This window comes from Gilliamella sp. B2785 (assembly GCF_026537005.1).
GTDB lineage: Bacteria > Pseudomonadota > Gammaproteobacteria > Enterobacterales > Orbaceae > Gilliamella > Gilliamella apicola_E.
This window is the reverse complement of record NZ_JAFNNC010000007.1, coordinates 137192-161392: the sequence shown is the minus strand read 5'-3', so window position 1 is coordinate 161392 and position 24201 is coordinate 137192. Positions and strand designations below refer to the sequence as shown.

At 35.6% G+C, this 24201-nt stretch carries 25 protein-coding genes; 12 read left to right on the top strand and 13 right to left on the bottom strand.

Features of this window, described 5'->3' with window-relative positions; all coding sequences use genetic code 11:
* Nucleotides 1-131 precede the first annotated feature (131 nt).
* Together argF and J3U24_RS09435 are read left to right on the top strand one after the other, a co-directional pair.
* Nucleotides 132-1139, top strand: coding sequence for an ornithine carbamoyltransferase (gene argF, locus J3U24_RS09440; protein WP_267337232.1), 1008 nt, complete (start codon nt 132-134; stop codon nt 1137-1139).
* A 98-nt stretch (nt 1140-1237) separates the two neighbouring features.
* Nucleotides 1238-1735 (top strand): phosphatidylglycerophosphatase A, encoded by a 498-nt coding sequence (locus tag J3U24_RS09435; protein ID WP_267337231.1) that lies wholly within the window; start codon nt 1238-1240, stop codon nt 1733-1735.
* Between the two features lie 47 nt (nt 1736-1782).
* Here the strand turns inward: J3U24_RS09435 and nadK are convergent, their stop codons facing one another.
* A complete protein-coding gene (nadK, locus tag J3U24_RS09430; RefSeq protein WP_065733678.1) occupies nt 1783-2661 on the bottom strand; it encodes an NAD(+) kinase in 879 nt (292 codons plus the stop codon).
* Nucleotides 2662-2813: 152 nt separating this feature from the next.
* On the opposite strand from nadK, the gene grpE reads away from it, so the two are divergent.
* A complete protein-coding gene (gene grpE, locus J3U24_RS09425; protein ID WP_065562718.1) occupies nt 2814-3398 on the top strand; it encodes a nucleotide exchange factor GrpE in 585 nt (194 codons plus the stop codon).
* Nucleotides 3399-3441: 43 nt separating this feature from the next.
* Here the strand turns inward: grpE and def are convergent, their stop codons facing one another.
* Nucleotides 3442-3954 carry a peptide deformylase gene (def, locus tag J3U24_RS09420; RefSeq protein WP_065562719.1) on the bottom strand — a complete coding sequence of 171 codons (513 nt, stop codon included), beginning with the start codon at nt 3952-3954 and terminating at the stop codon, nt 3442-3444.
* 163 nt (nt 3955-4117) lie between these two features.
* Between def and dprA the strand changes: the two genes are divergently transcribed.
* Nucleotides 4118-5218 carry a DNA-processing protein DprA gene (gene dprA / locus J3U24_RS09415; protein WP_267330793.1) on the top strand — a complete coding sequence of 367 codons (1101 nt, stop codon included), beginning with the start codon at nt 4118-4120 and terminating at the stop codon, nt 5216-5218.
* A 92-nt stretch (nt 5219-5310) separates the two neighbouring features.
* Here the strand turns inward: dprA and rraA are convergent, their stop codons facing one another.
* From rraA to J3U24_RS09390, 5 genes are all read right to left on the bottom strand, one after another.
* Entirely contained in the window at nt 5311-5802 is a 492-nt protein-coding gene (rraA, locus tag J3U24_RS09410) for a ribonuclease E activity regulator RraA (RefSeq protein WP_220225416.1), read from the bottom strand.
* 89 nt (nt 5803-5891) lie between these two features.
* The gene (locus J3U24_RS09405; RefSeq protein WP_267330794.1) at nt 5892-6794 is read right to left on the bottom strand and encodes a 1,4-dihydroxy-2-naphthoate polyprenyltransferase; all 903 of its coding nucleotides are present in this window, start codon (nt 6792-6794) and stop codon (nt 5892-5894) included.
* 68 nt (nt 6795-6862) lie between these two features.
* Nucleotides 6863-8050: an ABC transporter permease gene (locus J3U24_RS09400; RefSeq protein ID WP_267337230.1), complete on the bottom strand. Its 1188-nt coding sequence runs from the start codon at nt 8048-8050 to the stop codon at nt 6863-6865.
* Between the two features lie 14 nt (nt 8051-8064).
* A complete protein-coding gene (locus J3U24_RS09395) occupies nt 8065-9204 on the bottom strand; it encodes an ABC transporter permease (RefSeq protein WP_065562723.1) in 1140 nt (379 codons plus the stop codon).
* The gene (locus J3U24_RS09390; RefSeq protein WP_267337228.1) at nt 9186-10157 is read right to left on the bottom strand and encodes an HlyD family secretion protein; all 972 of its coding nucleotides are present in this window, start codon (nt 10155-10157) and stop codon (nt 9186-9188) included. The genes J3U24_RS09395 and J3U24_RS09390 overlap by 19 nt, the downstream gene beginning before the upstream one ends.
* Nucleotides 10158-10493: 336 nt before the next feature.
* Between J3U24_RS09390 and J3U24_RS09385 the strand changes: the two genes are divergently transcribed.
* On the top strand, nt 10494-11783 hold the full coding sequence (locus tag J3U24_RS09385) for an NAD(P)/FAD-dependent oxidoreductase (RefSeq protein WP_065562725.1): 1290 nt from the start codon (nt 10494-10496) through the stop codon (nt 11781-11783).
* A gap of 100 nt (nt 11784-11883) precedes the next feature.
* A complete protein-coding gene (locus J3U24_RS09380; protein ID WP_267337227.1) occupies nt 11884-12492 on the top strand; it encodes a YiiX family permuted papain-like enzyme in 609 nt (202 codons plus the stop codon).
* Here J3U24_RS09380 and rnhB read toward each other — a convergent pair.
* From rnhB to fabZ, 4 genes are read right to left on the bottom strand one after another with little or no spacing between them, the layout of a single operon-like run.
* Nucleotides 12489-13079 (bottom strand): ribonuclease HII, encoded by a 591-nt coding sequence (gene rnhB / locus J3U24_RS09375; protein ID WP_065733672.1) that lies wholly within the window; start codon nt 13077-13079, stop codon nt 12489-12491. The two genes, J3U24_RS09380 and rnhB, sit on opposite strands and share 4 nt — an antisense overlap.
* Nucleotides 13073-14227, bottom strand: a complete 1155-nt coding sequence (lpxB, locus tag J3U24_RS09370) for a lipid-A-disaccharide synthase (RefSeq protein ID WP_267337226.1) — start codon at nt 14225-14227, stop codon at nt 13073-13075. The genes rnhB and lpxB overlap by 7 nt, the downstream gene beginning before the upstream one ends.
* Nucleotides 14227-15006, bottom strand: a complete 780-nt coding sequence (gene lpxA / locus J3U24_RS09365; RefSeq protein ID WP_065562729.1) for an acyl-ACP--UDP-N-acetylglucosamine O-acyltransferase — start codon at nt 15004-15006, stop codon at nt 14227-14229. Before lpxA ends, lpxB begins: the two co-directional genes overlap by 1 nt.
* Nucleotides 15007-15046: 40 nt before the next feature.
* A complete protein-coding gene (gene fabZ, locus J3U24_RS09360; protein ID WP_034882348.1) occupies nt 15047-15493 on the bottom strand; it encodes a 3-hydroxyacyl-ACP dehydratase FabZ in 447 nt (148 codons plus the stop codon).
* A gap of 442 nt (nt 15494-15935) precedes the next feature.
* On the opposite strand from fabZ, the gene fkpA reads away from it, so the two are divergent.
* From fkpA to tusC, 3 genes are read left to right on the top strand one after another with little or no spacing between them, the layout of a single operon-like run.
* Nucleotides 15936-16949 (top strand): FKBP-type peptidyl-prolyl cis-trans isomerase, encoded by a 1014-nt coding sequence (fkpA, locus tag J3U24_RS09355; protein ID WP_267337225.1) that lies wholly within the window; start codon nt 15936-15938, stop codon nt 16947-16949.
* A 4-nt stretch (nt 16950-16953) separates the two neighbouring features.
* Nucleotides 16954-17319 carry a sulfurtransferase complex subunit TusD gene (gene tusD, locus J3U24_RS09350; RefSeq protein ID WP_267330799.1) on the top strand — a complete coding sequence of 122 codons (366 nt, stop codon included), beginning with the start codon at nt 16954-16956 and terminating at the stop codon, nt 17317-17319.
* Nucleotides 17320-17332: 13 nt separating this feature from the next.
* The gene (tusC, locus tag J3U24_RS09345; RefSeq protein ID WP_267337224.1) at nt 17333-17686 is read left to right on the top strand and encodes a sulfurtransferase complex subunit TusC; all 354 of its coding nucleotides are present in this window, start codon (nt 17333-17335) and stop codon (nt 17684-17686) included.
* Nucleotides 17687-17831: 145 nt separating this feature from the next.
* Here the strand turns inward: tusC and nagE are convergent, their stop codons facing one another.
* Entirely contained in the window at nt 17832-19301 is a 1470-nt protein-coding gene (gene nagE / locus J3U24_RS09340; protein ID WP_267330801.1) for an N-acetylglucosamine-specific PTS transporter subunit IIBC, read from the bottom strand.
* Between the two features lie 249 nt (nt 19302-19550).
* Here nagE and nagB point away from each other — a divergent pair, with 249 nt between their 5' ends.
* The 3 genes from nagB to J3U24_RS09325 are packed head-to-tail and all read left to right on the top strand — an operon-like array spanning nt 19551 to nt 22780.
* Nucleotides 19551-20357, top strand: a complete 807-nt coding sequence (gene nagB / locus J3U24_RS09335; protein ID WP_065562734.1) for a glucosamine-6-phosphate deaminase — start codon at nt 19551-19553, stop codon at nt 20355-20357.
* An 11-nt stretch (nt 20358-20368) separates the two neighbouring features.
* Nucleotides 20369-21511: an N-acetylglucosamine-6-phosphate deacetylase gene (nagA, locus tag J3U24_RS09330; protein ID WP_220225425.1), complete on the top strand. Its 1143-nt coding sequence runs from the start codon at nt 20369-20371 to the stop codon at nt 21509-21511.
* 36 nt (nt 21512-21547) lie between these two features.
* Complete coding sequence (locus J3U24_RS09325; protein WP_267330803.1) at nt 21548-22780, top strand: ROK family protein; 1233 nt, start codon at nt 21548-21550, stop codon at nt 22778-22780.
* A 45-nt stretch (nt 22781-22825) separates the two neighbouring features.
* On the opposite strand, the gene asd is transcribed toward J3U24_RS09325, so the two are convergent.
* Nucleotides 22826-23929 (bottom strand): aspartate-semialdehyde dehydrogenase, encoded by a 1104-nt coding sequence (gene asd, locus J3U24_RS09320; protein ID WP_065562737.1) that lies wholly within the window; start codon nt 23927-23929, stop codon nt 22826-22828.
* Nucleotides 23930-24201: the final 272 nt, after the last annotated feature.

Below are 24201 nucleotides of genomic sequence, written 5' to 3'. Positions count from 1 at the left end.
TAATAAAATCTAATTTTTTAGACAATTCAATAACTAAAAAGGACATTTTATAAATTTAAAACGTTTAACTTGAAATTGCATAATTATTCAAATAGAATCGTAACAATACTTACCGCTATTAGGAGCTTGATATGTACGGTTTTTATCAACGTCATTTTTTACGTTTACTCGACTTTACCCCAACAGAAATTAACCAGCTGATTCAACTTGCTATTGAATTAAAAAAAGCAAAAAAACAAGGTAACGAAAAACAACATTTAGTTGGCAAAAATATTGCCTTAATTTTCGAAAAAGATTCCACCCGTACGCGCTGTGCTTTTGAAGTCGGTGCATATGATCAAGGCGCTCAAGTCACCTATCTAGGGCCAAGTGGTAGCCAAATTGGGCATAAAGAGTCGATTGCTGATACAGCTCGAGTACTCGGACGCATGTATGACGGTATTGAGTATCGAGGTTATGGGCAAGATATTGTTGAAACTTTAGCAAAATATGCCGGTGTGCCGGTTTGGAATGGTTTAACGACTGAAGCGCATCCAACGCAAATTTTAGCAGATTTTATGACCATGAAAGAGCATATCGGTGAGCGCCCACTTAATAGTGTTAAATTTGCTTATTTAGGCGATGCTCGTAATAACATGGGCAATTCGTTAATGGAAGGTGCTGCCTTAATGGGTATGGAGATCAGACTAGTGGCGCCTAAAGCGTGCCAACCTGAATCAGAGCTTGTTCAAAAGTGCCAAGAGATAGCTAAAACAACAGGCGCTAAAATCGTTTTAACTGAAGATGTCGCTGAAGGTGTGAAAGGCGTTGATTTTCTTTATACCGATGTATGGGTTTCCATGGGCGAACCGAAAGAAGTGTGGGATGAGCGAGTGAAATTATTAACCCCATACCAAGTCAATCAAAATGTAATTAAATTAACCGAGAATCCAAATGTTAAATTTATGCATTGCTTACCGGCTTTCCATGATATGAATACCACAGTAGGTCAACAAATGGCTGCCCAGTATGGTTTGAAAAATGGTTTAGAAGTGACAAATGAAGTCTTTGAATCTAAACATAGCATCGTTTTTGATGAAGCCGAAAATCGCCTGCACACGATCAAAGCAGTAATGGTTGCAACCTTAGCTAAAGACTAATAATATAGCTAAATATTATTAGTGCTGGCTAAAGTTAGCTAAACAAATTTTTTGCCGACCTCAAGTCGGCATAATTTTATCAACCGATTATCATCAGAATGACGAAACAAGCGCGCAATAAAGATTTTAAAAAATACCTAAAACTCACAAATCCAATCCATTTTTTAGCGGTCGGATTAGGCAGTGGGCTATCACCCATTATGCCTGGTACTATGGGATCATTAATGGCGATACCACTGTGGCTTTTATTTTTGGGTTTACAACCTACTTTATATTGGGTTTTTATTTTAGTGACGTTTGTGTTTGGTTGTTATCTTTGCCAAAAAACTTCAGATGATACCCATACTCATGATTCGGGTCATATTGTTTGGGATGAATTTGTCGGTATGTGGATAACGCTGTATTTCATTCCTCAATTTTCAATACTATGGGTAACGATTGCTTTTGTCGCATTTAGATTGTTTGATATGGCCAAACCTTGGCCTATTCGTTGGTTTGATAAGCGTGTGCCGGGCGGTTTTGGTATTATGGTCGACGATGTTATCGCCGCCATATTCTCTTCTTTATCTGTTTATGTATTAACATTTATCATTTAAAGATAGTTTACCTTTAAATGATAATTTTCTTAACATAACGATTAAATTCAAAACATCTTTTGTGACCAACCTAGTTTGCTTGAAAGATTATTAAAATAATCATAATCCTTAGAATGAATTAAATTAAACTCATAATCTGAGCGACGAATAATTACCTCTTGTGTTGGTTTAACAGGCAAGATAATTTGGCTATCGCAAGCAACATTAAGATCCAAAGCTGTTGTTGGAAATTTAAGATGGATAGGATTATCACTCTTAATCACTAATGGTCTGACCGCTAAAGAGTGTGGAAACATTGGTGTGATAATTAACGCATCTAAGTGTGGCGCAAGGATTGGCCCACCAGCTGATAACGAGTAAGCAGTCGATCCTGTGGGCGTTGCAATAATTAAACCATCAGCTCGTTGTGAAAATGCATTGCGTTCATTGATATACACATCATAATCAATCATATGCGCAACAGTATTAGGTGTAACTACAATTTCATTTACAGCAAAACCAGAATTAATTAACCGACCATCACTGTAGATAGACACTTCCAATAAAAACCGAGGATCATCATCATAGTCCCCTTTGATAACAGGAGTTAATTGCTCAATAACATGATCATGGGAAATATCGGTTAAAAAGCCTAAATTACCTCGATTTACTCCAATCACTTTAATTTTATAGTGCGACAATTGACGTGCCGAACGTAGCATATTACCATCACCACCGACAACAATGGCTAAGTCGGCTTGCTCACCAATCGTATCTAAAGTTGCGTATACACTACTAGGAAATTTTATATACTGCGCTAACCGATCTTCAACTAAAACTTGAATACCTAAGTTAACTAGCCAGTCATATAGAACCTGATGAGTTTCAATCGCCTCTAATTTACGTGGAATCCCAACCAAACCAACACATTTAAATGGTATACCCATAAAATATCCTTGTTTTTTTAACTTAAATATAAAGATTTTTTAGTTACCGTTTAAAAAACACGATATCATCTTATCGTTAAACTTGTAATAATAAAAATTGCCCCCATAATAACTGTTATTCATTAAGTTTTCGACTAAATTTGGAGTACCGTATGACTGAACAAGAGAATAATATGTCAGAAAATGAAACAAACATTGAAGTCCCAGCTGAGCAAACTACTGAAGAACAAACGCCATCTCAACCAAGTGTTGAAGAGCAGTTAAAAGCCAAAGATACACGTATTGCTGAACTTGAACAAGCATTAGAAATTGCTAAAAAAAATGAAAGTGAAGCAATGATTCGTGCTCGAGCTGAAATTGATAACGTGCGCAAACGTGTTGAACAAGATGTGGACAAAGCACGTAAATATGCTCTTGAGAAATTCTCAAATGAGCTTTTACCTGTAATTGATAATCTTGAACGCGCATTAGAATCTACAGATAAAAATAATCCAGAACACAAAGCAACTGTAGAAGGATTAGAGTTAACATTAAAATCGTTTTTAGATACGGTCAAAAAATTTGGTATTGAAGTGATAAATACGGCTGATTCACAATTAAACCCAGATCTACATCAAGCGATTAGTATGGTTGAATCACCAGAACATCAATCAGGGCAGATCGTCAATACTATCCAAAAAGGCTATACACTCAATGGTCGACTTATCCGACCTGCTATGGTGATTGTAGCTAAATAATGAAAGCTTAAATAAAAAACCGCCAAATTAATGGCGGTTTAATTTATCGATTCTTTTGCTCTTCACGAGCTAGCTTTTTCATCTTTTGCTCAATACGTTGACGCTTTAATGGCGAGAGATAATCGACAAAGAGTTTACCTTTTAAGTGATCCATTTCATGCTGGATACAAATTGCCAATAGTTCATCAGCATCAATTTCATAAGGTTTACCATTACGATCTAATGCCTTGATTTTGATTTTTTCTGATCTTGGAACAAATCCACGGCAGTCAGGTATCGACAAACATCCCTCTTCAATGCCAGTTTCACCTTCTTGGCTTATCACCTCAGGATTGATAATCACATAAAGTTGGCTTCTATCTTCCGACACATCAATCACAATAATCTGCTCATGTACATCTACTTGTGTAGCTGCAAGTCCAATACCATTTTCGGCATACATGGTTTCAGTCATGTTATCGATAATGTTTTGTAGCTCTGGTGTAAAATTAGAGACAGGCTTTGCAATTTTGCGAAGTCGTTCGTCTGGGAAACGTAATACCGGTAAAATAGCCATAAATTCTTCGATCTACTCCTCAATTTTGTATTTTTTCAAATTCGCCTACATTGTAAACATTTATTATGCCTATGAATAGATTTAGTTGACTATTACTAAAATATATCTAATCAATCCTTCTAGATATGGCACAAAGCAACAATGTAGAGGAAAAAGGACTGTAATGAGTAAATATGAGTTTTTGTTACGAATTTCAATGCTTGGTCAGAAAAGAAAGGGATATTTCGAGCAAATTGCTCACTATTTTAGTACTGGTCTACCTAATAAAATAAGAGATGTATCGCTATTATTAGAAAAAATAGGTTTATCCAAAACTCTCCAAGATCGTTTTTTTGAAACATCTTATCTTCATTTTGAGCCAATACTCGATTGGTTGGCAACACCTTACCCAGCCAAACATTTGATCGCTTATTGTGATTCCGATTATCCAATGTTACTTAAGCAAATTAGTTCACCACCATTATTGTTATTTGTTATGGGTAATAGGCAATTATTACATTCACCACAAATTGCCATGGTTGGTAGCCGTGAATTTAGTGAATATGGTGCACAATGGGGAAGATATTTCGCTGGCGAATTAGCAATTAATGGTTTAACAGTCACTAGCGGATTAGCATTGGGTTTAGACGCTATTTGCCATAGAGGGGCTCTTGAGGTATCAGGAAATACTATAGCTGTTTTAGGTAGTGGATTAGCTCAAATCTCACCACGCTCAAACCTCCGATTGGCAAATGATATTTTGGCACAAAATGGCGCCATCATTTCAGAATTTTATCCATTTGAAAAAGCAAGATCCGAATACTTTCCACGTCGCAATCGTATTATTAGTGGATTAAGTTTAGGAACCTTTGTGGTTGAAGCATCTGAAAAAAGTGGATCACTAATCACTGCTCGTTATGCGCTTGAACAAAATCGCGATGTATTTGCCTTACCGGGTGATATCGATAATCAAAATAGTCATGGAACCCATTATTTAATCAAGCAAGGGGCTTATCTAGTCACTCACCCAACTGATATTTTAGAACACTATAGTGGCTTTTTATCAACAATAAATAGACAAAATAGTGTTGAGAATAAAGAGAGTAATACTGTTTTATATCCTGAAATTTTTGCCGTTATTCGTCATCACCCAATTCCAGTTGATACAATTGCAGCCCTGGTTAATTTACCCATTCCTGAACTCACTATTAAATTATTAGATATGGAGATAGCAGGATTAATTATCACCGTTACTGGTGGTTATATTCGTAATCGAACAAAATAGAAAATTGTATCGCAAAAAAAGTTGAGGAGCGGGGTTTTTGAGCATAAAAAACCACTGTAAAACCACAGCGGTTTATGAAAATAATAAGTGATTTATTTATCGTCTACTTCAAGAGCGATTTCAGATAAGATAATGCCGGTATTATCAGCATAAATAAAGTCACCAGAGAAGAAAGTCACGCCACCAAAATTAACACGAATATCAATTTCACCAACGCCTTGATCATCCGAGCCAACAGGAATTGCTGCGAGTGCTTGAACACCAATTTCAGCATCAGCAATATAATCAACTTGGCGCACAGCACCATAAACGATGATACCTTCCCATTGGTTTTGCAGTGCAATATCGATTAATTCCGCATCTATCAATGCTCGGCGCACAGAACCACCACCATCAATAACCAATACTTTACCTGCCCCATTGGATTGTAATACTTCGTACAATATACCGTTATCCTCAAAACATTTCACTGTGACGACCTGGCCTGAAAACGAAGCTACACCACCAAAATTACTAAATATCGGTTCTACGACATTAACATCTTCTGGGTAGTAATCACAAAGAATTGATGTTTCAAACTCCATGGTAGAGTCTCCTTTAACTGTAATATTCATTCGATTCTAGTATAACGCTAACATTAAGTAAAACGATATAAATTTAGAATAAACGTGAGCTAGCTCAAAATAATACCCAAACAATAAAGTAAATTAGTTAATAAAGCAAGTTTGACCATTTGTATTAGTAACGGTGCAGCGTCATTAACCGTCTTAAATTTAAACACCGAATTGATATGTTTTATATATAGTGGCAATGTTAATAAAAATAGTCCACTCCAAAAAGTATGTAGATTTTTGTAAGCAAATAAACTAAATAGACAAAATGATACAATTAATAAAAGTAAGTGATAACAGCAACCGTAAGTTTTACCAATTAGCACAATCAATGTTCGTTTATGATGTTGTTTATCGCTTTCATAATCGCGTAGATTATTAATATTAAGTACTCCAACCGCTAATAATCCACTAGCAATTGCAGGTAAGATGAGTCGTGTCGATAACACTTTAGTCTGTAAGTAATCACTGCCAATTACCCCAACCAGCCCAAAAAAGATAAGGACAGAGAAATCACCTAATCCAATATAACCATAAGGTTTTTTCCCCATCGTATAGGTAATTGCTGCAATGATTGAGCATAATCCTAACAAGACAAAAATCAGAAGTTGTCGATAGTTGTTGCAGGCTAAAATAAGTAATGCAAGCCCTGAAGTAATACATAATAAAACGGTAATCCAAAGCGCTATTTTTAGTTGATTAAGCGTGATTAAACCTAATTGTAATCCCCGTTTATGCCCTGTTAAATTTTGTTGGTCACTGCCTTTAATTGCATCACCGTAATCATTAGCCAAATTGGATAAAATTTGTAATAACGATGCGGTAATGATTGATAGTAGCATAATCAATGGGTCAAAAGACCGTTGCCAATATGCTAGCGAATTTCCCATCAAAATAGCCGAAAGCGATAATACTAACGTTTTAGGGCGTAAACTAATAATCCATGGATAATATTTATTGGACATACGTTATTTATTTGAAAAATTTAAGCATTCATCATAACAGCTATTGATTGTATATTCACGTTTTAGCATTAACTAATTGAAGGTTTATTATTAACTTTTTTAGTATTTGAACGCACAAAGTTTTTTATTTTTTTGAAATATCTTCTCATTTTTCCTTCGCGTAGTGCTGCAATAAAAAAGCCTAGCGAACCATATATGACTCCGAGAAATAGAATCATAAATATATTAAATACATTATCTGATAAACCTAACCCCATCTGATTTACACCAGCAATCATATTTGTTGCCCATGTAGATGGTAACATTCGCGATACCGTTTGTACCCATAACGGCATAGCATCAAGAGGCCATATAGTACCAGATAGGTAAAATACGGGGGTAGTCAAAAAGGCTAAGGTTAGGTAAATCATCTCGGTTCGATGTAAACATTCAGTGAGTAATTTACTCAACCCCAACACCGCTAATAATAGCGGAAATGTCATAATAATAATTTCGAGTATGCTTGCTAATTGCCTATAGCCAAGAACCCAAGGCCATAATCCAAAGAGGACTAAAGACAAAAAGAGCCATATTGGTATAAGACCGCATAAACTTCCGAATATAACAATCTTTGGTGGTTTACCTTGGGGCAAGGAGTGCAAGGTGATATTGGTACGCGTTGAGGCAATCAAAAAGGAGTGTTGCAACAACATGACGAGTAATCCAGGAAAAGTTATCGCCGCAAAACTAATCCCGGCATTATAAAGCGGCATCGTTTGCCCTTTTATTGGCGATAAGATGATATTAATCTGCGGATCAGAAAAACCAGCATTGCGCATTACCCGCGTATTATATTCGGTTAATATTTGTTGATATATTCCTCTAATATCAACTTGTATTAGACCATTAGCTAGACGGCTAGAAGCATCACCATAAGCAGGAATTGTCACCTCTTCACCGTTTAAAAGACGTTTTTCGAAATTTCTTGGAATGGTAAATACCGCAAATAATTTACGGCTGTTAATATCATCATAAGCTTCTAATGAATTTTCATAAGTAAGCACATCAATTTTAGAGCTAGTATTTAAAGATCGAATCAAACTTCGACTTGTAGCGCTATGATCCTGATCAACAATTGCTACCGGCAAATTGGTGATGGTGCCATTAATATAAACTAAGCTCATTAATGAAACAGAAACTAATAGCAATAACCACATTGGTCGCATTAGCATATAAAAAAACATTTTTATAGCTGAAGATAAAAATAGCTTAAGCATCCAAATATTGCCTCTTACTGTGAATGTAAACGTTTGACTAAACGTTTTCTAACTAACACTGTAATAATTATTGGATAGATCATTAAAATCCCACATGTTTTTAATACAGATAGATAACTGGAATGTCGTAAAAAGAGATCGAATAATTTATTCAGTGCATAGGTTAAAGGCTCAAGTGACGAAATAAATCTTGCTATCCAAGGCATCGACAATTCAGGCACCACTACTCCTGAATAGGTCAACGCAAGCCCCACCAATACCCCAATATAGGTATATGCATCTAATACTGTTTTAGTAAATGTATAAAGCAAAATACCAATACTTTGCGCTGCAATAACATAAAAGAATACCACCAGCATCATAGCAAATGGCGAACCAGATACGCGCGCATCAGAAAATAAAACCAGCATAGCTATTTCAAACATCAATAACATGGTATACCAGATGGTATAAGGAGCTAGTTTACCTAATACAAATGGATAATTAGGCCGAGTCCGTTTAGGTAATCGCGATAAAATATGAATTGTTGTGGTCACTACAAATAATTGTAACAAATGAACTACCGCGGAAAATTGCTGGAAGTACATTGAGTTACCACTAGCATTAAATAACCCATCATAATTGAAATTAACTTGAGAAAGCTTAGGTACGGGCAAACCAATACTGGTTGCCATGGTCGTCCGATATTGTGTATTTAATGAAGCAATTAGGCCGGAATAGTCCATAATAGAGTATAAGCCAGCACTATAATATAAAGCATTATAATAAAGCATCGGCGTTGGTTGACGACCAGCTAACACATCGGCTTCAAAATTAGGCGGTATATAGAGAATGGCGTAAATTTTAGCTTTTTCTAAATCACGTTCAGCCATTTTTAACTGATTATCATAATTAATTAGATTTGCGTGCGCGCCAGCGTTAAGATCCCGAATAATTTCACGAGATAAGGTACTTTTATCTTGATCAACATAACCTACAGGAAGATCAAATAATACACCTCGATAAAATATACTGCTGATGATCACAAAAATAATCAGCGGTAAAATCCACATTAACCAATGGAAAGTAAAACGCTTAAATATAACTGGAATTTCATCGTTAAATGCTTCTTTAAAGCGATGCCAGAAATCTGAAATTAGTTGTCTATTTTCCATAATGTACTCATACCTGCGCGTAAGCCTTCAACAGGTTTAGTTGGATAAAGTCTAATTTCAAAGGTTTTCAAATCGAAATCACCCGTTGCTCGAGTAGCACGTTTAGTTGCATAATCGCCCATTGGTGAAATAAAACGAACTTCCGCTTCAACTTCTTTATTGCCAAGGGCTGGAACTTCCAACCTAACATGGTCACCCTTGTGAATATTAGGCATAATATTCTCACGAATATTAAACACAAAATAAGCTTGTGGTAATCGAATAACTGTTAATAGTGGGCTATTTGCATTAAACAGCTCGCCTACTTCGGCAGGGATTGAACCAACCTCACCATCTACAGGCGCCTTGACTTGCAGATCATCATATTGAATCTGTAATTGTTTAAGTTGCTCTTCAGCCTCTTGCAATTTAGCATTATAGATCTCACGCTGTTCAATACGATCACCGTTTTTCGCTTGATCTAAATTGGCTTGGGCTGACAAAACCTGCTGATGAGCTGCATCACGCGTTTTAAGGGCATTATCTAATATTGATTGAGAAACAAAACCTTTTGCCGAAATGGCTTTATTACGATTGTACTCTTTCGAAGCATTATCATAAGAAACTTTTGCTTGTTCCAATAACGCTTCATAATAGCGAATACTTTCTTCACGAGTACCGTTTTGAGAAAGTTCAACTTGCGCTTTTGCTTGATCTCGTCCAGCTTCAGCAGCTTTAACTTGAGCTAAAAGCTCAGGACTGTCAAGCGTAATTAAGACATCATTTTGTTTAACATCATCGCCACGATTGACATGAATTACTTGCACTCGCCCCTTGGCTTTAGAGGATATGCTGACATTAGGTGCATCAACTTCGCCTTGCAAAATAAGCTGGCTGCTATGAGCACTTATTAAGATCGTCATTGAAATTAAAATAACAATCAATGCAATAACAATAAAAATTTTTTTATTCATAAATTTGTTTTGAGTGACAATTGTAAGATAAGGCCTAAAGAACTAGGATAATTGTATGCAATCAAGAATTAACATACTTCAAAAATGATTACTATATCATACGATATAACGCTTTATTTAAACAATCTAAGCTATATTTCTATGCCCAAATAAGGCTAAACGGGATTATTTACAACTATATTGAATGATATTCTATTTCACCCTTAAATAAATTTCAATAATTGTAAACCTCCATTTTAATAGATTTCATTTATAAATGTTATCAGTCAAAAGAAATAGATAAAAACCTACTTATTTAGTATGATATTTTACAATTGAAATAATAAGGCTTGAAATATGCAAAAAATAATTATTATTGGTGGTGGTGCCGGCGGTTTAGAGCTCGCTACTGACCTAGGTGATAAGTTAGGCAAAACGGACAAAGCTCAAATTACCCTAATTGATAAAAACAGTTATCATTTATGGAAACCATTATTACATGAAGTAGCAACGGGTGTACTTGATGAGCAAGTTGATAATATTTATTATGCATCTCAAGGACAACAACATAATTTCGAATTTACCCAGGGTACCTTTACTGACCTTAATCGGGACCAAAAACAAATCACTATTATCAATCATCAAGATGAATCAGTCGCTATTGATTACGACATTTTAGTTATTGCCATTGGTAGTACTTCTAACGATTTTGGTACACCTGGTGTTAAAGAACATTGTATCTTTTTAGACGATCAAAATGCAGCGATTCGCTTGCGAGAAACCTTAATAAATAAATTCACCAGTTTCTGTTCAATTATCGATAATGATCAAAGCACCGACGAAGATAAAATTCGAATTGCTATCGTAGGCGGTGGTGCAACAGGCGTTGAGTTAGCTTCTGAACTACCACACATGGTGGAAGCATTTGGCGCCTGTGGTCGTAATAAGATGTGTTCCGATCTTTTAGATGTGTCGGTTATTGAAGCAACAGATCGTATTTTACCAGCCCTACCAGAAAAGACCGCAGCAAGTATTACTAAAACACTTGAAAAACAAGGTATTCATGTATTAACCAAGACCATGATTACTAAGGCTGAAAGCGATGGATTTTATCCAAAAGAAGGCGATACTATTAAAGCCGACATTATGATCTGGACTGCGGGTGTTAAAGCTCCTGATTATTTGAAGGAAATTGCTGGATTAGAGTCAAGTCGTTCAAATCAATTGGTGGTAAAACCAACATTGCAAACTTCTCGTGATGACAATATTTTTGTTATCGGCGATTGCGCTTACGCAATGCAAGACAATGGCCATGCCTCACCACCTACTGCTCAAGCTGCACATCAAATGGCAAAAATTTGTTACGAAAACATTATCAACATATTAGATAATAAGCCATTAAAATCGTTTAAGTATACCGATAATGGCACAATCATTTCTTTACATGATACCGCGCAAGGTGTGGTTAAAATAGCAGGAAAAAGTGAAATGGGTGTAAAGGGATGGTTTGCGCTAATTATTCATCGATTGTTGTATCGAATGCATCAAGCTAGCTTGTTAGGTATTTTCAAAACGATTCGTTTTGCTCGTGCCAGTAAAGTTATGTATAAAACAAAATCGACATCTATTTTCAGTAATCGGGATTAATGACTGAAACACGCCTAAAAGCTACTTAAAATTTATTTAAGTAGCTATTTTAGCTAATAATTTTATAATATTACCTTGATTTTTTTTTAATTATAAAATTATGCGTTTTATTTTAATTATTACATTACTCTTCGCTACTTACACAGCGGCCACAGCAGATTATCAACCACTTGATGGCGATATTATTTTCCAATCTTCTCAATCAAACCAAAGCAAGGCGATTGAGCTAGCAACCAAGTCACCTTATAGTCACATGGGAATAATTTTTATTAAAAATGGAAAACCTTATGTCTTTGAAGCAGCATCTAAAGTGGTCTATACACCGTTTGATAAATGGGTAAATCGAGGAAAAAATAGAAAATATATAATTAAACGCCTAAAAGATCACACTTTATCACAAAAAGAAATTGCTAATTTAAAACGAGTTGCTCATTCATTTGAAAATAAGCCTTACGATATTTGGTTTGGCTGGGATGATAAGTATATTTATTGCTCAGAACTAGTTTGGAAAATTTATAATAAAGCACTTAACTTAAAAATTGGACAATTACAAAGGATTAAAGATTTTAATCTGTCAGCACCAGCAGTTAAACAAAAACTAATTGAACGCTATGGAGATAAGATCCCTTATCAAGAAACCGTTATTTCACCAGTCGCTATATTCAATTCACCATTATTAATAACGGTAGATCAACATTGGTCGAATTAGATAAGTAACAATCTCTTAATTGGAGCAAAACTCTTACGATACAAATGGTTGATACCGTGTGATTCTATAGCCATTAGGTGATCCTTGGTGGGGTATCCTTTATGCTTTGCCAATCCATATTGCGGATACAATTTGTCTAATTCAACCATTTCACGATCACGAGTCACTTTCGCAAGAATCGACGCTGCGCTAATTTCAGCAACAAGTAAATCGCCTTTAACGACGGCTTGTGTTTGAATACCAAATTCAGGACAACGATTGCCATCCACTAAAACATAATTGGGTTTGATTTTTAAGCCAGACACCGCCCGTTGCATAGCCAGCATAGTGGCATGAAGAATATTAAGCTTATCAATCTCATCGACTGATGCTCTAGCAACACTCCACGCTAATGCATTTTGCTTGATAATATCAAATAAAGCTTCACGTTTTTTTTCTGTCAGCTTTTTAGAATCGGTTAATCCCTCTATCGGTTTATTTGGATCTAAAATCACAGCAGCAGTAACAACATCACCACACAGAGGACCTCGTCCAACTTCGTCAACTCCGGCAATTAATGTGGCATCAGGGTAGGTAAATTCTAACAACAATGTGAATCCTCTAATACATCAAGTACAGCTTGTGCTGCTTGTTCATCTGCATTACAACGAATTTGTTTATGCAAAGCTAAAAATGTCGCTTTTAATTCGGTATTATCACTTTCTAAAAAAGGAAGAACATGATTAGCGATATTTTCTGGTGTACAATCATGTTGTAGCAACTCAGGCACTATTTCTTTACCTGCTAAGATATTTGGTAACGACACATAAGGCGTTTTGATTAACTTTTTAGCCAACCAAAACGTAAAAGCTTTCATTTTGTAACCGACAACCATTGGGCATTTAGCTAACATACATTCAAGAGCAACCGTTCCAGACGCTAAAATTGCCGCATTACTGGCAATCATTGCTTCACGAGCATGACCATCTAATAACTGCACATTAAATTGTGGTACGATTTCAGCTTTAATTCGCTCAAACTCTTGTCTCCTTTTCTCATTTGCTAAAGGAACCACAATATGTAAATCAGGAAATTTGTCACGTAGCAATTGAGCCGCCTTTAAAAAAGGCTCAGATAATAACGTCACTTCAGCATGACGGCTGCCAGGTAAAAGTGCTAAGCATTGGCAATCAAGCGGGATACCTAATTGTTGACGCATTGCGGTTTGATCTGGTTCTAAAGGAATATCATCAGCCATTTTATGACCAATAAAACGACAAGGAACATCAAATTTATCGTAAAAGGCTTTTTCAAAAGGAAGAAAAGCTAAGATAAGATTAGTATTTCGTTTAATCTTAAACACGCGCTTTTGTTTCCAAGCCCAGACTGATGGGCTCACATAATGAATAGTTTTAATACCAGCTTGTTTGAGTTTACCTTCTAATGAAAGATTAAAATCAGGCGCATCAATACCAATAAATATATCAGGTTTTAGTTCAATAAGGCGTTTAGTGATATCTCGACGAATAGCTAAAATACGACGTAATCGACCTAATACCTCGACAATGCCCATCACAGACAGCTCTTCCATTTCATACCAAGCTTTACAGCCTTCAGCTTGCATTTGTGGTCCAGCAATTCCAACAAATTGAATATTTGGATGGTGTTTTTTGAGAGAACGAATTAAACCTGCACCTAAAATGTCACCAGATGTTTCACCAGCGACAAGTGCTACAGTTAAAGCTTTATCAGTCATTAACGAATAATGCCACGAGTCGAACGAGCAAAAAAGTCAGTAAACAGTTGAACTTCAGGGTACTGTTTAGCTAACGATTCAATTTCAACTTTGGCATCGTCAAGGGTTAACCCATTTCGATAAAGAATTTTGTAAGTATTACGAATAGCTTGTAGTGCTTCTTTACTAAAACCTCTACGTTTCAATCCTTCATAGTTAACGCCATGTGGTGTTGCATGATTGCCTTGTGCAATAACATAAGGAGGAACATCTTGGGCAACACCAGAACAACCACCAACCATTACGTGAGATCCGATAACACAAAATTGATGTACAGCTGTCATACCACCAATAATAACATGATTGTCTAACTGCACATGACCGCCAAGCGTTGCATTATTCGCTAAAATACAATTATTACCAATAATACAATCATGAGCAACGTGTGCATTAATCATGAATAAATTATCACTACCAATACGCGTTAACTCCCCCCCTTGAACAGTGCCGCGATGAATCGTCACACTTTCACGAATCATATTACGATCACCAATTTCAGTGCGAGTTGGTTCTCCACGATATTTTAGATCTTGGTTAACTTCACCGATTGAAGCAAATTGATAGATTTGATTATTTTGACCAATTTTGGTGTGGCCATTAACGACAACATGTGATTTTAAAAAAGTGCCATCACCAATTTCAACATGTTCACCAATATAACAAAAAGGCCCGATTTTGACGTTATCACCAATCTTTGCCCCCTTTTCTATTACTGAACTTGGGTGTATTTCCGTTGCCATAGCAATTCCTTAATACATTTGGGATATTTCAAAATCAATATTATTTACGAGCACACATCATTTCGGCTTCACAAACCAGTTTACCATCAACTGTTGCAACACCATGGAACAATGCAATACCACGACGCTCTTTAATATATTCAACATCAAGTACGATTTGGTCACCTGGTACTACAGGACGTTTAAAACGCGCTTTATCGATTGAAGCAAAATAATAAAGCTGTCCTGGCGATAACTCTTCAATACTTTTAAAAGCTAAAATTCCAGTCGCTTGCGCCATCGCTTCTAAAATTAATACACCAGGGAAAATCGGTTTATTTGGAAAGTGACCTTGGAAGAATGGTTCATTAAAAGTAACATTTTTAATGGCCTTTAATGTTTTGCCTTTTTCATAACTAAGTACGCGATCAACCATTAAAAATGGGTAACGATGAGGCAGTAAACTTATGATTTCTTCAATATCAAGGGTATTAAGTTCGGTAGTCAAAATAGCTATCCTTATACAATATTTACTATAAATTGGATCTATTATAACTGAGGATACCACTTTCACTCAAGGAGTGATTTTTCAGTGTATTTTTACAGTTTTCAATAACAAATAAACCTAATTTTATATAAAAGATGCTTAAAAAATATTTTGTCTTATAGTAGATCATATAATACGATTGATATTTAACTAAAAGGTCGTTTAGCTTAGAGAGTGAATTGAACTCATTTATTAAATTGACATTAATAAGCAGTACTATCTTATTAACACTTACAGGCTGTAGTGATTTTCCTGTGTGTTTTTACAGTTTTCAATAACAAATAAAGCTAATTTTATATAAATTAATTAGATAAAAGATACGTAAAAACTATATTATCATATAATAGATCATATATAATACCGTGAATATTTAGCTAAAAGATCTTTTAACTTGGAGAGTGAAATGAAATCATTTATTAAAATGACATTGATAAGTAGTGCTATCGTATTAGCACTTGCAGGTTGTGATGATAAAAAAACTACCGAAGAAAACAAAACACCTGCTACTACAACGACAAATGCTACCGAAACAGCACCTGCACCAGCAGAAAATAAAGCAGAACCTGCGCAAGCAGAAAATAAAGCAGAGCCTACACCAGCAGAAAATAAAGCAGAGCCTGCACCAGCAGAAAATAAAGCAGAGCCTGCTAAAACCGATGATAAAGCTGAAAACACAGTTTCAACTTCAACTGAAAAAGCTGATTCTTTGAACAATAAAATAAAAATTACCACTGAAGCCCAAAAAGAGTCTTATGCACTAGGTTCTTCATTTGCTAACTACCTAAAATCAAACTTAGAACAAAATGAAGTAAAAGCAGACCAAGAATATCTAATCAGCGGATTTAATGAAACCATGAAAGGTGATTCACAACTTAATCAAGAAGAAGTGAACACAATTCTAGAAGCTTTCGGTAAACGTATCCAAGAAGAAAGCCAAGCGCGATTTGAAAAGCAAAAAACTGAAAATACCGCAGCGGGTGAAAAATTCCGTGAAGCATTTGCCAAAGAGCCTGGAGTAATAAAAACTAAATCAGGTTTATTATATAAAGTTATTCAAGAAGGTACTGGAGCTCACCCAACTGCCAAAGATACTGTTATCGTTCACTATGTTGGTACCTTAACTGATGGTCGTAAATTCGATAGTTCTTATGACCGAAACGAGCCAGCAACCTTCCCACTTGACGGTGTAATCAAAGGTTGGACTGAAGGAATTCAACTCATTGGTGTTGGCGGTAGAATTAAATTAGTTGTCCCACCAGAATTAGCTTATGAAGATAAAAGCTTCCCAAGCCAAGGTGACAATGCCAATATTACCCCTGCGTCAACTTTAGTTTTTGAAGTTGAATTGCTTGGTATTGATAAAGATAACAACGAAGAAGCTATTCCAACTGCTCGGCCAGTACAAGCACCAAACTAATTTGATGAAACCATTAAGTTATACGCTGGTTATTATGGGTCCCGCTTATGGGACCCAATCTGCTTATTGTGCTTATCAATTTGCTCAAACATTATCTTCAAATACAAATCATTCAATCAATAGCATCTTTTTTTATGCTGACGGTGTCTATAACGCTAATCATTTTACTGATCCCGCCAATGATGAATTTGAACTCGTCAAAGCATGGCAAGACTTAGCAAAACAAAATGCTTTAAAGCTTAAGGTTTGCGTGGCAGCAGCACAAAGAAGAGGAATTAGTATAGAAAACCTTGCTGAACATTTTGAACTAACCGGTCTTGGTGAGTTGAGTGAGGCAGTAGCAAGTTCTGATCGAGTTCTACAATTTTAAAAAGGTAGATTAGATGAAAAATGTAGCAATTATTATTAGTACTCCACCACACGGCAATGCAAAAGGCCGAGAAGCATTGGATACGGCTTTAGCTTTATCAACATTTAATCACATCTCTGTCTTTTTTATGGGTGACGGTGTTTTTCATCTCTTACCTAATCAACATCCAGAAGAGATATTAATGCGAGATTACATAGCAACCTTTAATATGTTAGAACTTTATGACATTGAAGAGGTTTATGTTTGTAAAACAGCTTTAGATGAGCGGAATTTAAGCCAGATTGCCCTCAACATTCCTAACCAACAAATCGAAATTACCCAGTTTCATCAGTTACTTGCGGATCAAGACACTATTTTACGCTTTTAATTAGCTTCAAAAACCCCGCTCCTCAACTTTTTTTATAATTCTATAAACAAAATCTATGCTTGCCAAAGATAATAAAAATCCTCGTGGCTTTTATCATTACTACCACGAGGAGAATATTGATAAAACTTATTTAATAAAATTGATATTAAACTAATTTTTTCATTTTATCGGCAATCTTCTCAGCTTGTTGACCAACAACAATTTGAACGCCAGTTTTACCTAGTTTTATCACTGCCATTGCACCAAGTGCTTTAGCTGCTTGTTCATCAACCAAATCTGAATCATGAACATTCAAACGTAAACGTGTGATACAAGCATCAATATTAGTTAGATTTTCTTTACCACCAACGATAACTAAATATTGTTCAGCAAGCTTAGAAGTATCGCCCACAGTTGGTACATTCTCTTCAGCTGAAGTATCGGTCACATCGTCTTCACGCCCCGGCGTTTTAAGATTGAATTTAACAATAACAAAACGGAACACAATATAATATACAAAGAAAAATACGACACCTTGAAGAATAAGCATATACCAATGTACAGCTAAAGGATTGCGGCTTGAAAGTAACATATCGAGTAAACCAGCACTAAAGGCAAATCCAGATATCCATTGCAATGTTGCTGCAATAAACAAAGAGATACCCGTTAAAATTGCATGGATAACATAAAGCACTGGAGCCACAAACATGAAGGCAAATTCTAATGGTTCAGTAATACCTGTAAAGAAGGCAGCAAAAGAAGCGGCTAACATAATGGAAGCTGTTTTGTCTTTATTACCTTCTTTCGCTGTATGATACATCGCTAAAGCAGCACCTGGTAAACCAAACATCATAATTGGGAAGAAACCAGCTTGATAACGACCAGTAATACCAACAATCGCTTTACCACTATCAATTGCATTTTGTCCTGCTAAAAAATTAGGGATATCGTTAATTTCAGCAACATTAAACCAAAATACAGAATTAAGTGCATGATGCAAACCAACCGGAATCAACAAACGGTTAAAGAACCCATAAATACCCGCTCCAATTGCACCTTGTCCTTTAATTTCTTTACCAAATGTGACTAAAAATTCATAAATATGTGGCCAAACATAAAGCATTCCAAAAGAAACAAATAACATTACAAATGAAACAATAATTGGTACCAGACGCCTTCCACTAAAGAAAGCAAATGCCTTATGTAACTCAATATTACTAAAGCGGTTATATATTTCAGCAGAAATTATACCAACTAAAATACCGATGAATTGGTTTTGATGGATTTTATCAAAAGCCTTTGAAACTTCAGCTTTTGGTGTAGAAGTTAATAATGCTACTGTATCTGTAGATAATAAAGTTGTTATAACCAAAAAACCAACCAATCCACTCAACGCCGCAGCACCATCTTTATCTTTAGACATACCGTATGCGATACCAATAGCAAACAGTATAGCCATATTATCGATAATGGCCCCACCAGATTTAATTAAAAAAGCGGCGACTCTGCTATTTGCTCCCCAACCAACAGGATCAATCCAATAACCAACACCAAGAAGAATTGCAGCAGCAGGTAATACTGCCACAGGCACCATCAACGAGCGCCCAATGCGTTGTAAATAAGCTAAAATTCCCATAAGTTTTACCTCATATTATTATTTTGGGTTACTTAAAAAATAATGAAATTTCACATCTTTAAGTAAATGTAAGTAAGTCAACTATATTTCACATTATATTATTTTACTTCGCAAATTAAATGTTTGCTTTTTGTGATTTATATCACGATTTATTTTTGATTAATTAGTTTAATATAGTAGAATATGCTCAACATATTTTACGTTAAAAAAAAAGATTTTATTTAATTATATCAGAAGAGGCTGTATCTTATGAGACTTATTCCTTTAGTAAATGCGCAAGAAGTCGGCGCTTGGGTAGCACAGCGCATTGTTAACAAAATTAATCAATTTAAACCGACAGCGGAACGTCCGTTTTTATTAGGTTTACCTACAGGTAGTTCTCCGCTAGTTATGTATCAACAACTCATCAAACAATATCAAGCAGGTAAAGTCAGTTTTAAACACGTTGTTACCTTTAATATGGATGAGTATGTCGGTCTTCCAGAAGATCACCCTCAAAGTTATCACACTTTCATGTATGAAAATTTCTTCAACCATATTGATATTGATAAAAACAATATCCATATATTAAATGGTAATGCACCAGATATCGATCAAGAATGCCGCGAATATGAAGAAAAGATTAAATCTTACGGTAAAATCAATATTTTCGTTGGTGGTGTTGGTCAAGATGGGCATATTGCATTTAACGAACCAGGTTCTTCACTTTGCTCAAGAACTCGAATTAAAACTTTGACTGAAGACACAATTATCGCTAACTCACGCTTCTTTGATAATGATATCAAACAAGTTCCGAAACATGCGTTAACGATCGGTGTTGCAACATTAATGGATGCACAGGAAGTGATCTTATTAGTTTGTGGACACAACAAAAGTTTAGCGTTACAAGCCGGTGTTGAAGGATGCGTTAATCATTTATGGACAGTTACCGCATTACAAATGCATCCAGCATCAATTATTGTTTGTGATGAGCCAAGTACTGATGATCTTAAAGTGAAAACACTAAAATATTTTAAACAAATGGAAGCTGATAACCTTAAAGTGACCGTTTTATAAAGGATAACTCAATGTACGCATTAACAAATTGTCGTATTTACACTGGTTATGAAATTCTTGAAAATCACGCCGTTATTATTGACGGCGATAAGATTGCCAAAGTTTGTAAACAAGAAGAACTACCAGCTAATATCACTACTGAAGATTTACAAAGTGCCATTGTTGCACCGGGTCTTATTGATATTCAAGTCAATGGTTGTGGTGGTGTACAATTTAATGAGACCCTCGATGCGTTAAGTGTCGAGACATTAGAAAAAATGCAAAAAACTAATCTAGTTTATGGTTGTACTAGCTATTTACCTACTTTAATCACATCAACTGATGAATTTATGATTAAAGCAGTAAACGTTATGCGTGAGTATTTGGCTAAACATCCAAACCAGGCATTAGGTTTGCATCTTGAAGGCCCTTACATTAATCCAGAAAAGAAGGGTATTCATAATGTAAATTACATCCGCCAACCTTCACAAAAAATGATCGACTTTCTTTGTGAAAATGCTGATGTCATAAAAATCATTACGTTAGCCCCAGAAAAAGTTGAATCTCACTATATTAAGCAATTAGCTGATGCTGGTATTCATGTTTCTGTCGGTCATTCTAACGGTCATTATGAAGACTGTCGTCGTGGTTTTAATGCTGGTATCCGTTTAGGAACGCATCTATTTAATGCAATGCCTTATATCACTGGACGAGAGCCCGGTGTTGTTGGCGCAATTTATGATGAACCCGAAGTTTATGTCGGTATTATTGCTGATGGTCAACACGTAAGTTGGGCTAATATTCGTAATAGTCATAAAATTAAACAAGATCATTTAATTTTGATTACCGATGCTATGTTATTAGCAGGGTCTAATCTAACCTCTGGCGTATTTGCTGATAAAACTATCTATTATAAAGATGGCCGTTGTGTTGATGAAAATGGCACTTTAGGTGGTTCAGCATTAACTATGATTGAAGCAGTTAAAAATGCAGTTGAATATGTTGGTATTGCTTTAGATGAAGCTCTAAGAATGGCAACGCTTTATCCTGCAAAAGCAATTGGTGTTGATAAACAACTTGGTACAATTAGTGAAAGTAAAATTGCGAACTTAGTTATTTTTAATCGTGATTTTTCAAACGTGAAAACGGTTGTTAATGGAGTAATGACCCGCTAGAATGTTAGATAGTTAATGAAAATATTGAGATAAAATATGACCTTTAATTATCTACACCTAGTTGGCAATGCTGAGCTAATCAAACAATTAAATTACGCTATGATTTACCGTTTGATTGTTCAGCAAGCCCCAGTTTCACGGATACAACTCGCCGAAATTAGTCAATTAGCACCAGCCAGTATAACCAAAATTACTCGCCAACTTATTAAAAAAAATTTAATCAAAGAAGTTGATGCACAGCAATCAACTGGTGGGCGTCCGGCTGTGTCAATACAAGCAAAATTTGGTTACTATCAGACTATTGCCATTCAATTAAGTCGTTCCCATGTTACCATTGAACTATATGATCTTGGTGCTAACTGTTTAGTATCTGAAGTTTATCCATTAACCTCGTTTACCCAAGAATCAGCTGAAGAATATTTAATTGCATTAATTGAACAGTTCATAGAGCAAAATAGCAAAAAAATAAAACATCTTGTTGCTATATCAGTGGTATTACCAGGTTTGATTGACTCTGTTCGCGGGATTATTCGTTATACACCTCATATTCAAGTTAAAGCTTGGCCTCTAGCTGATGCTCTTCGTAATAAATTTAACATTTCGATTTTTATTGGCAATGATATTCAAAGTTTAGCTTTAGCCGAAAGTTATTTTGGCTCAACTCAAGATGTTGATGACTCAATTTTGATTCGTGTACATCGCGGTGTGGGATCCGGTGTAATTGTCAATCAGCAACTATTAACAAACCATAATCAAAGTGCTTGTGAAGTTGGACACATCCAAATCGATGCGTTAGGAGAGCGTTGCCATTGTGGAAATTTTGGCTGTTTGGAAAATCGTGTAGTTAATAAAGCGATCGAGTTTCGAGCTAAACAAATGATTGAGCAAGGTTATCCAACTAAATTAAGTTTAGATAACTGTAATATTTCCACTATTTGTAAATATGCGAATCAAGGCGATGAGCTGGCAATTAAGTTAGTCAAAGATGCTGGTGAAAATCTTGGTCGTGCTGTTGCTATGATGGTGAATATTTTTAATCCACAACGAATTGTGTTAGCGGGTGAATTAACTAAATCATCAGAAGTGTTGTTAAATGCGGTAAACAGCGCGTTAAACGCACAAAGTTTAGAAGAGTTGAGAAAAAATCTTACTATCAATTGTTCATCGCTTAATGACCGTTCAGCAATTGGTGCATTTGCATTGATACAACAAGCGTTATTTAATGGTTCATTATTAATGACATTGTTAGAAAACAATATTACATTATAATGTGCATATATCACAAAAAAAGCCCGGTAACCGGGCTTTTTTTGATTAAGCTAAGATGCGAAGCATTCTTCTTAATGGTTCGGCAGCTCCCCATAATAACTGGTCGCCAACAGTAAAGGCTGATAAATAGTCTTTACCCATATTAAGTTTACGTAAACGTCCAACTGGCGTAGTTAATGTACCAGTAACAGCTGCTGGAGTCAGCTCACGCATTGATAAATCACGATCATTAGGGATAACTTTTACCCAATCGTTATGCGCAGCAAGTAGTTTTTCAACTTCTGGCACACTGATGTCTTTTTTGAGTTTGATGGTAAATGATTGACTATGGCAACGTAATGCACCAATACGCACGCAAAGTCCATCAACAGGAATAATTTGGCTAGTACCTAAAATCTTATTCGTTTCAGCCTGGCCTTTCCATTCTTCTTTACTTTGACCATTATCAAGAGCTTTATCAATCCAAGGGATTAAACTACCCGCTAATGGCACACCAAAATTATCTGTTGGTAAACTACCATCACGCATTTTTTGCGTCACTTTCCGTTCAATATCTAAGATCGAAGAATTAGGGTCTTGTAGCTCTTTAGCTACTTCGGCGTTTAACATGCCCATTTGGGTAAGCAATTCACGCATATGACGCGCACCGCCACCTGAAGCAGCTTGATAAGTTGATACCGATACCCAATCAACTAAGTTTTCAGCAAACAATCCACCAAGCGACATTAACATTAAACTTACGGTACAGTTACCACCAACAAAGGTTTTGATACCTCTATCTAAAGCTGCATGAATATTAGCTTTATTGACTGGATCAAGAACAATGATTGCTTCATCTTCCATTCTCAATGTTGATGCCGCATCAATCCAGTAACCTTGCCAGCCAGTTGCACGCAATTTTTTATAAATTTCAGAAGTATAATCACCACCTTGGCAAGTCACTATAATATCTAATGCTTTCAGAGCATCAATATTATCGGCACTTTGTAATGTTCCTGTTTTACCACCAAAGGTAGGGGCAGCTTGACCAGCTTGAGAAGTAGAAAAGAAAACAGGATTGATATAATCAAAATCATGCTCTTCAACCATACGTTGCATAAGGACGGAACCAACCATTCCACGCCAACCAACAAAACCAACATTTTTCATATTTTATTTCCAACGGTAGATGTTATATAAAGAAATCTTTATTGACTATTAAAACAAAATATCACCATAAAACAAGTGAGATAAGAATTATTTTTTAAGAGTATTAAAAGATAATAGCGAATTATATAAAACTATCGTTATTTAAATTGCTGGCTAGTTTTTATTGATATTCCTTTTCCAGATAATTTTTCACGATGATAAGTACACCCAAATGACTTATTTGATGATGAGGATTGTCATAAATAATATTAACTCTAATATTAACTATTTTT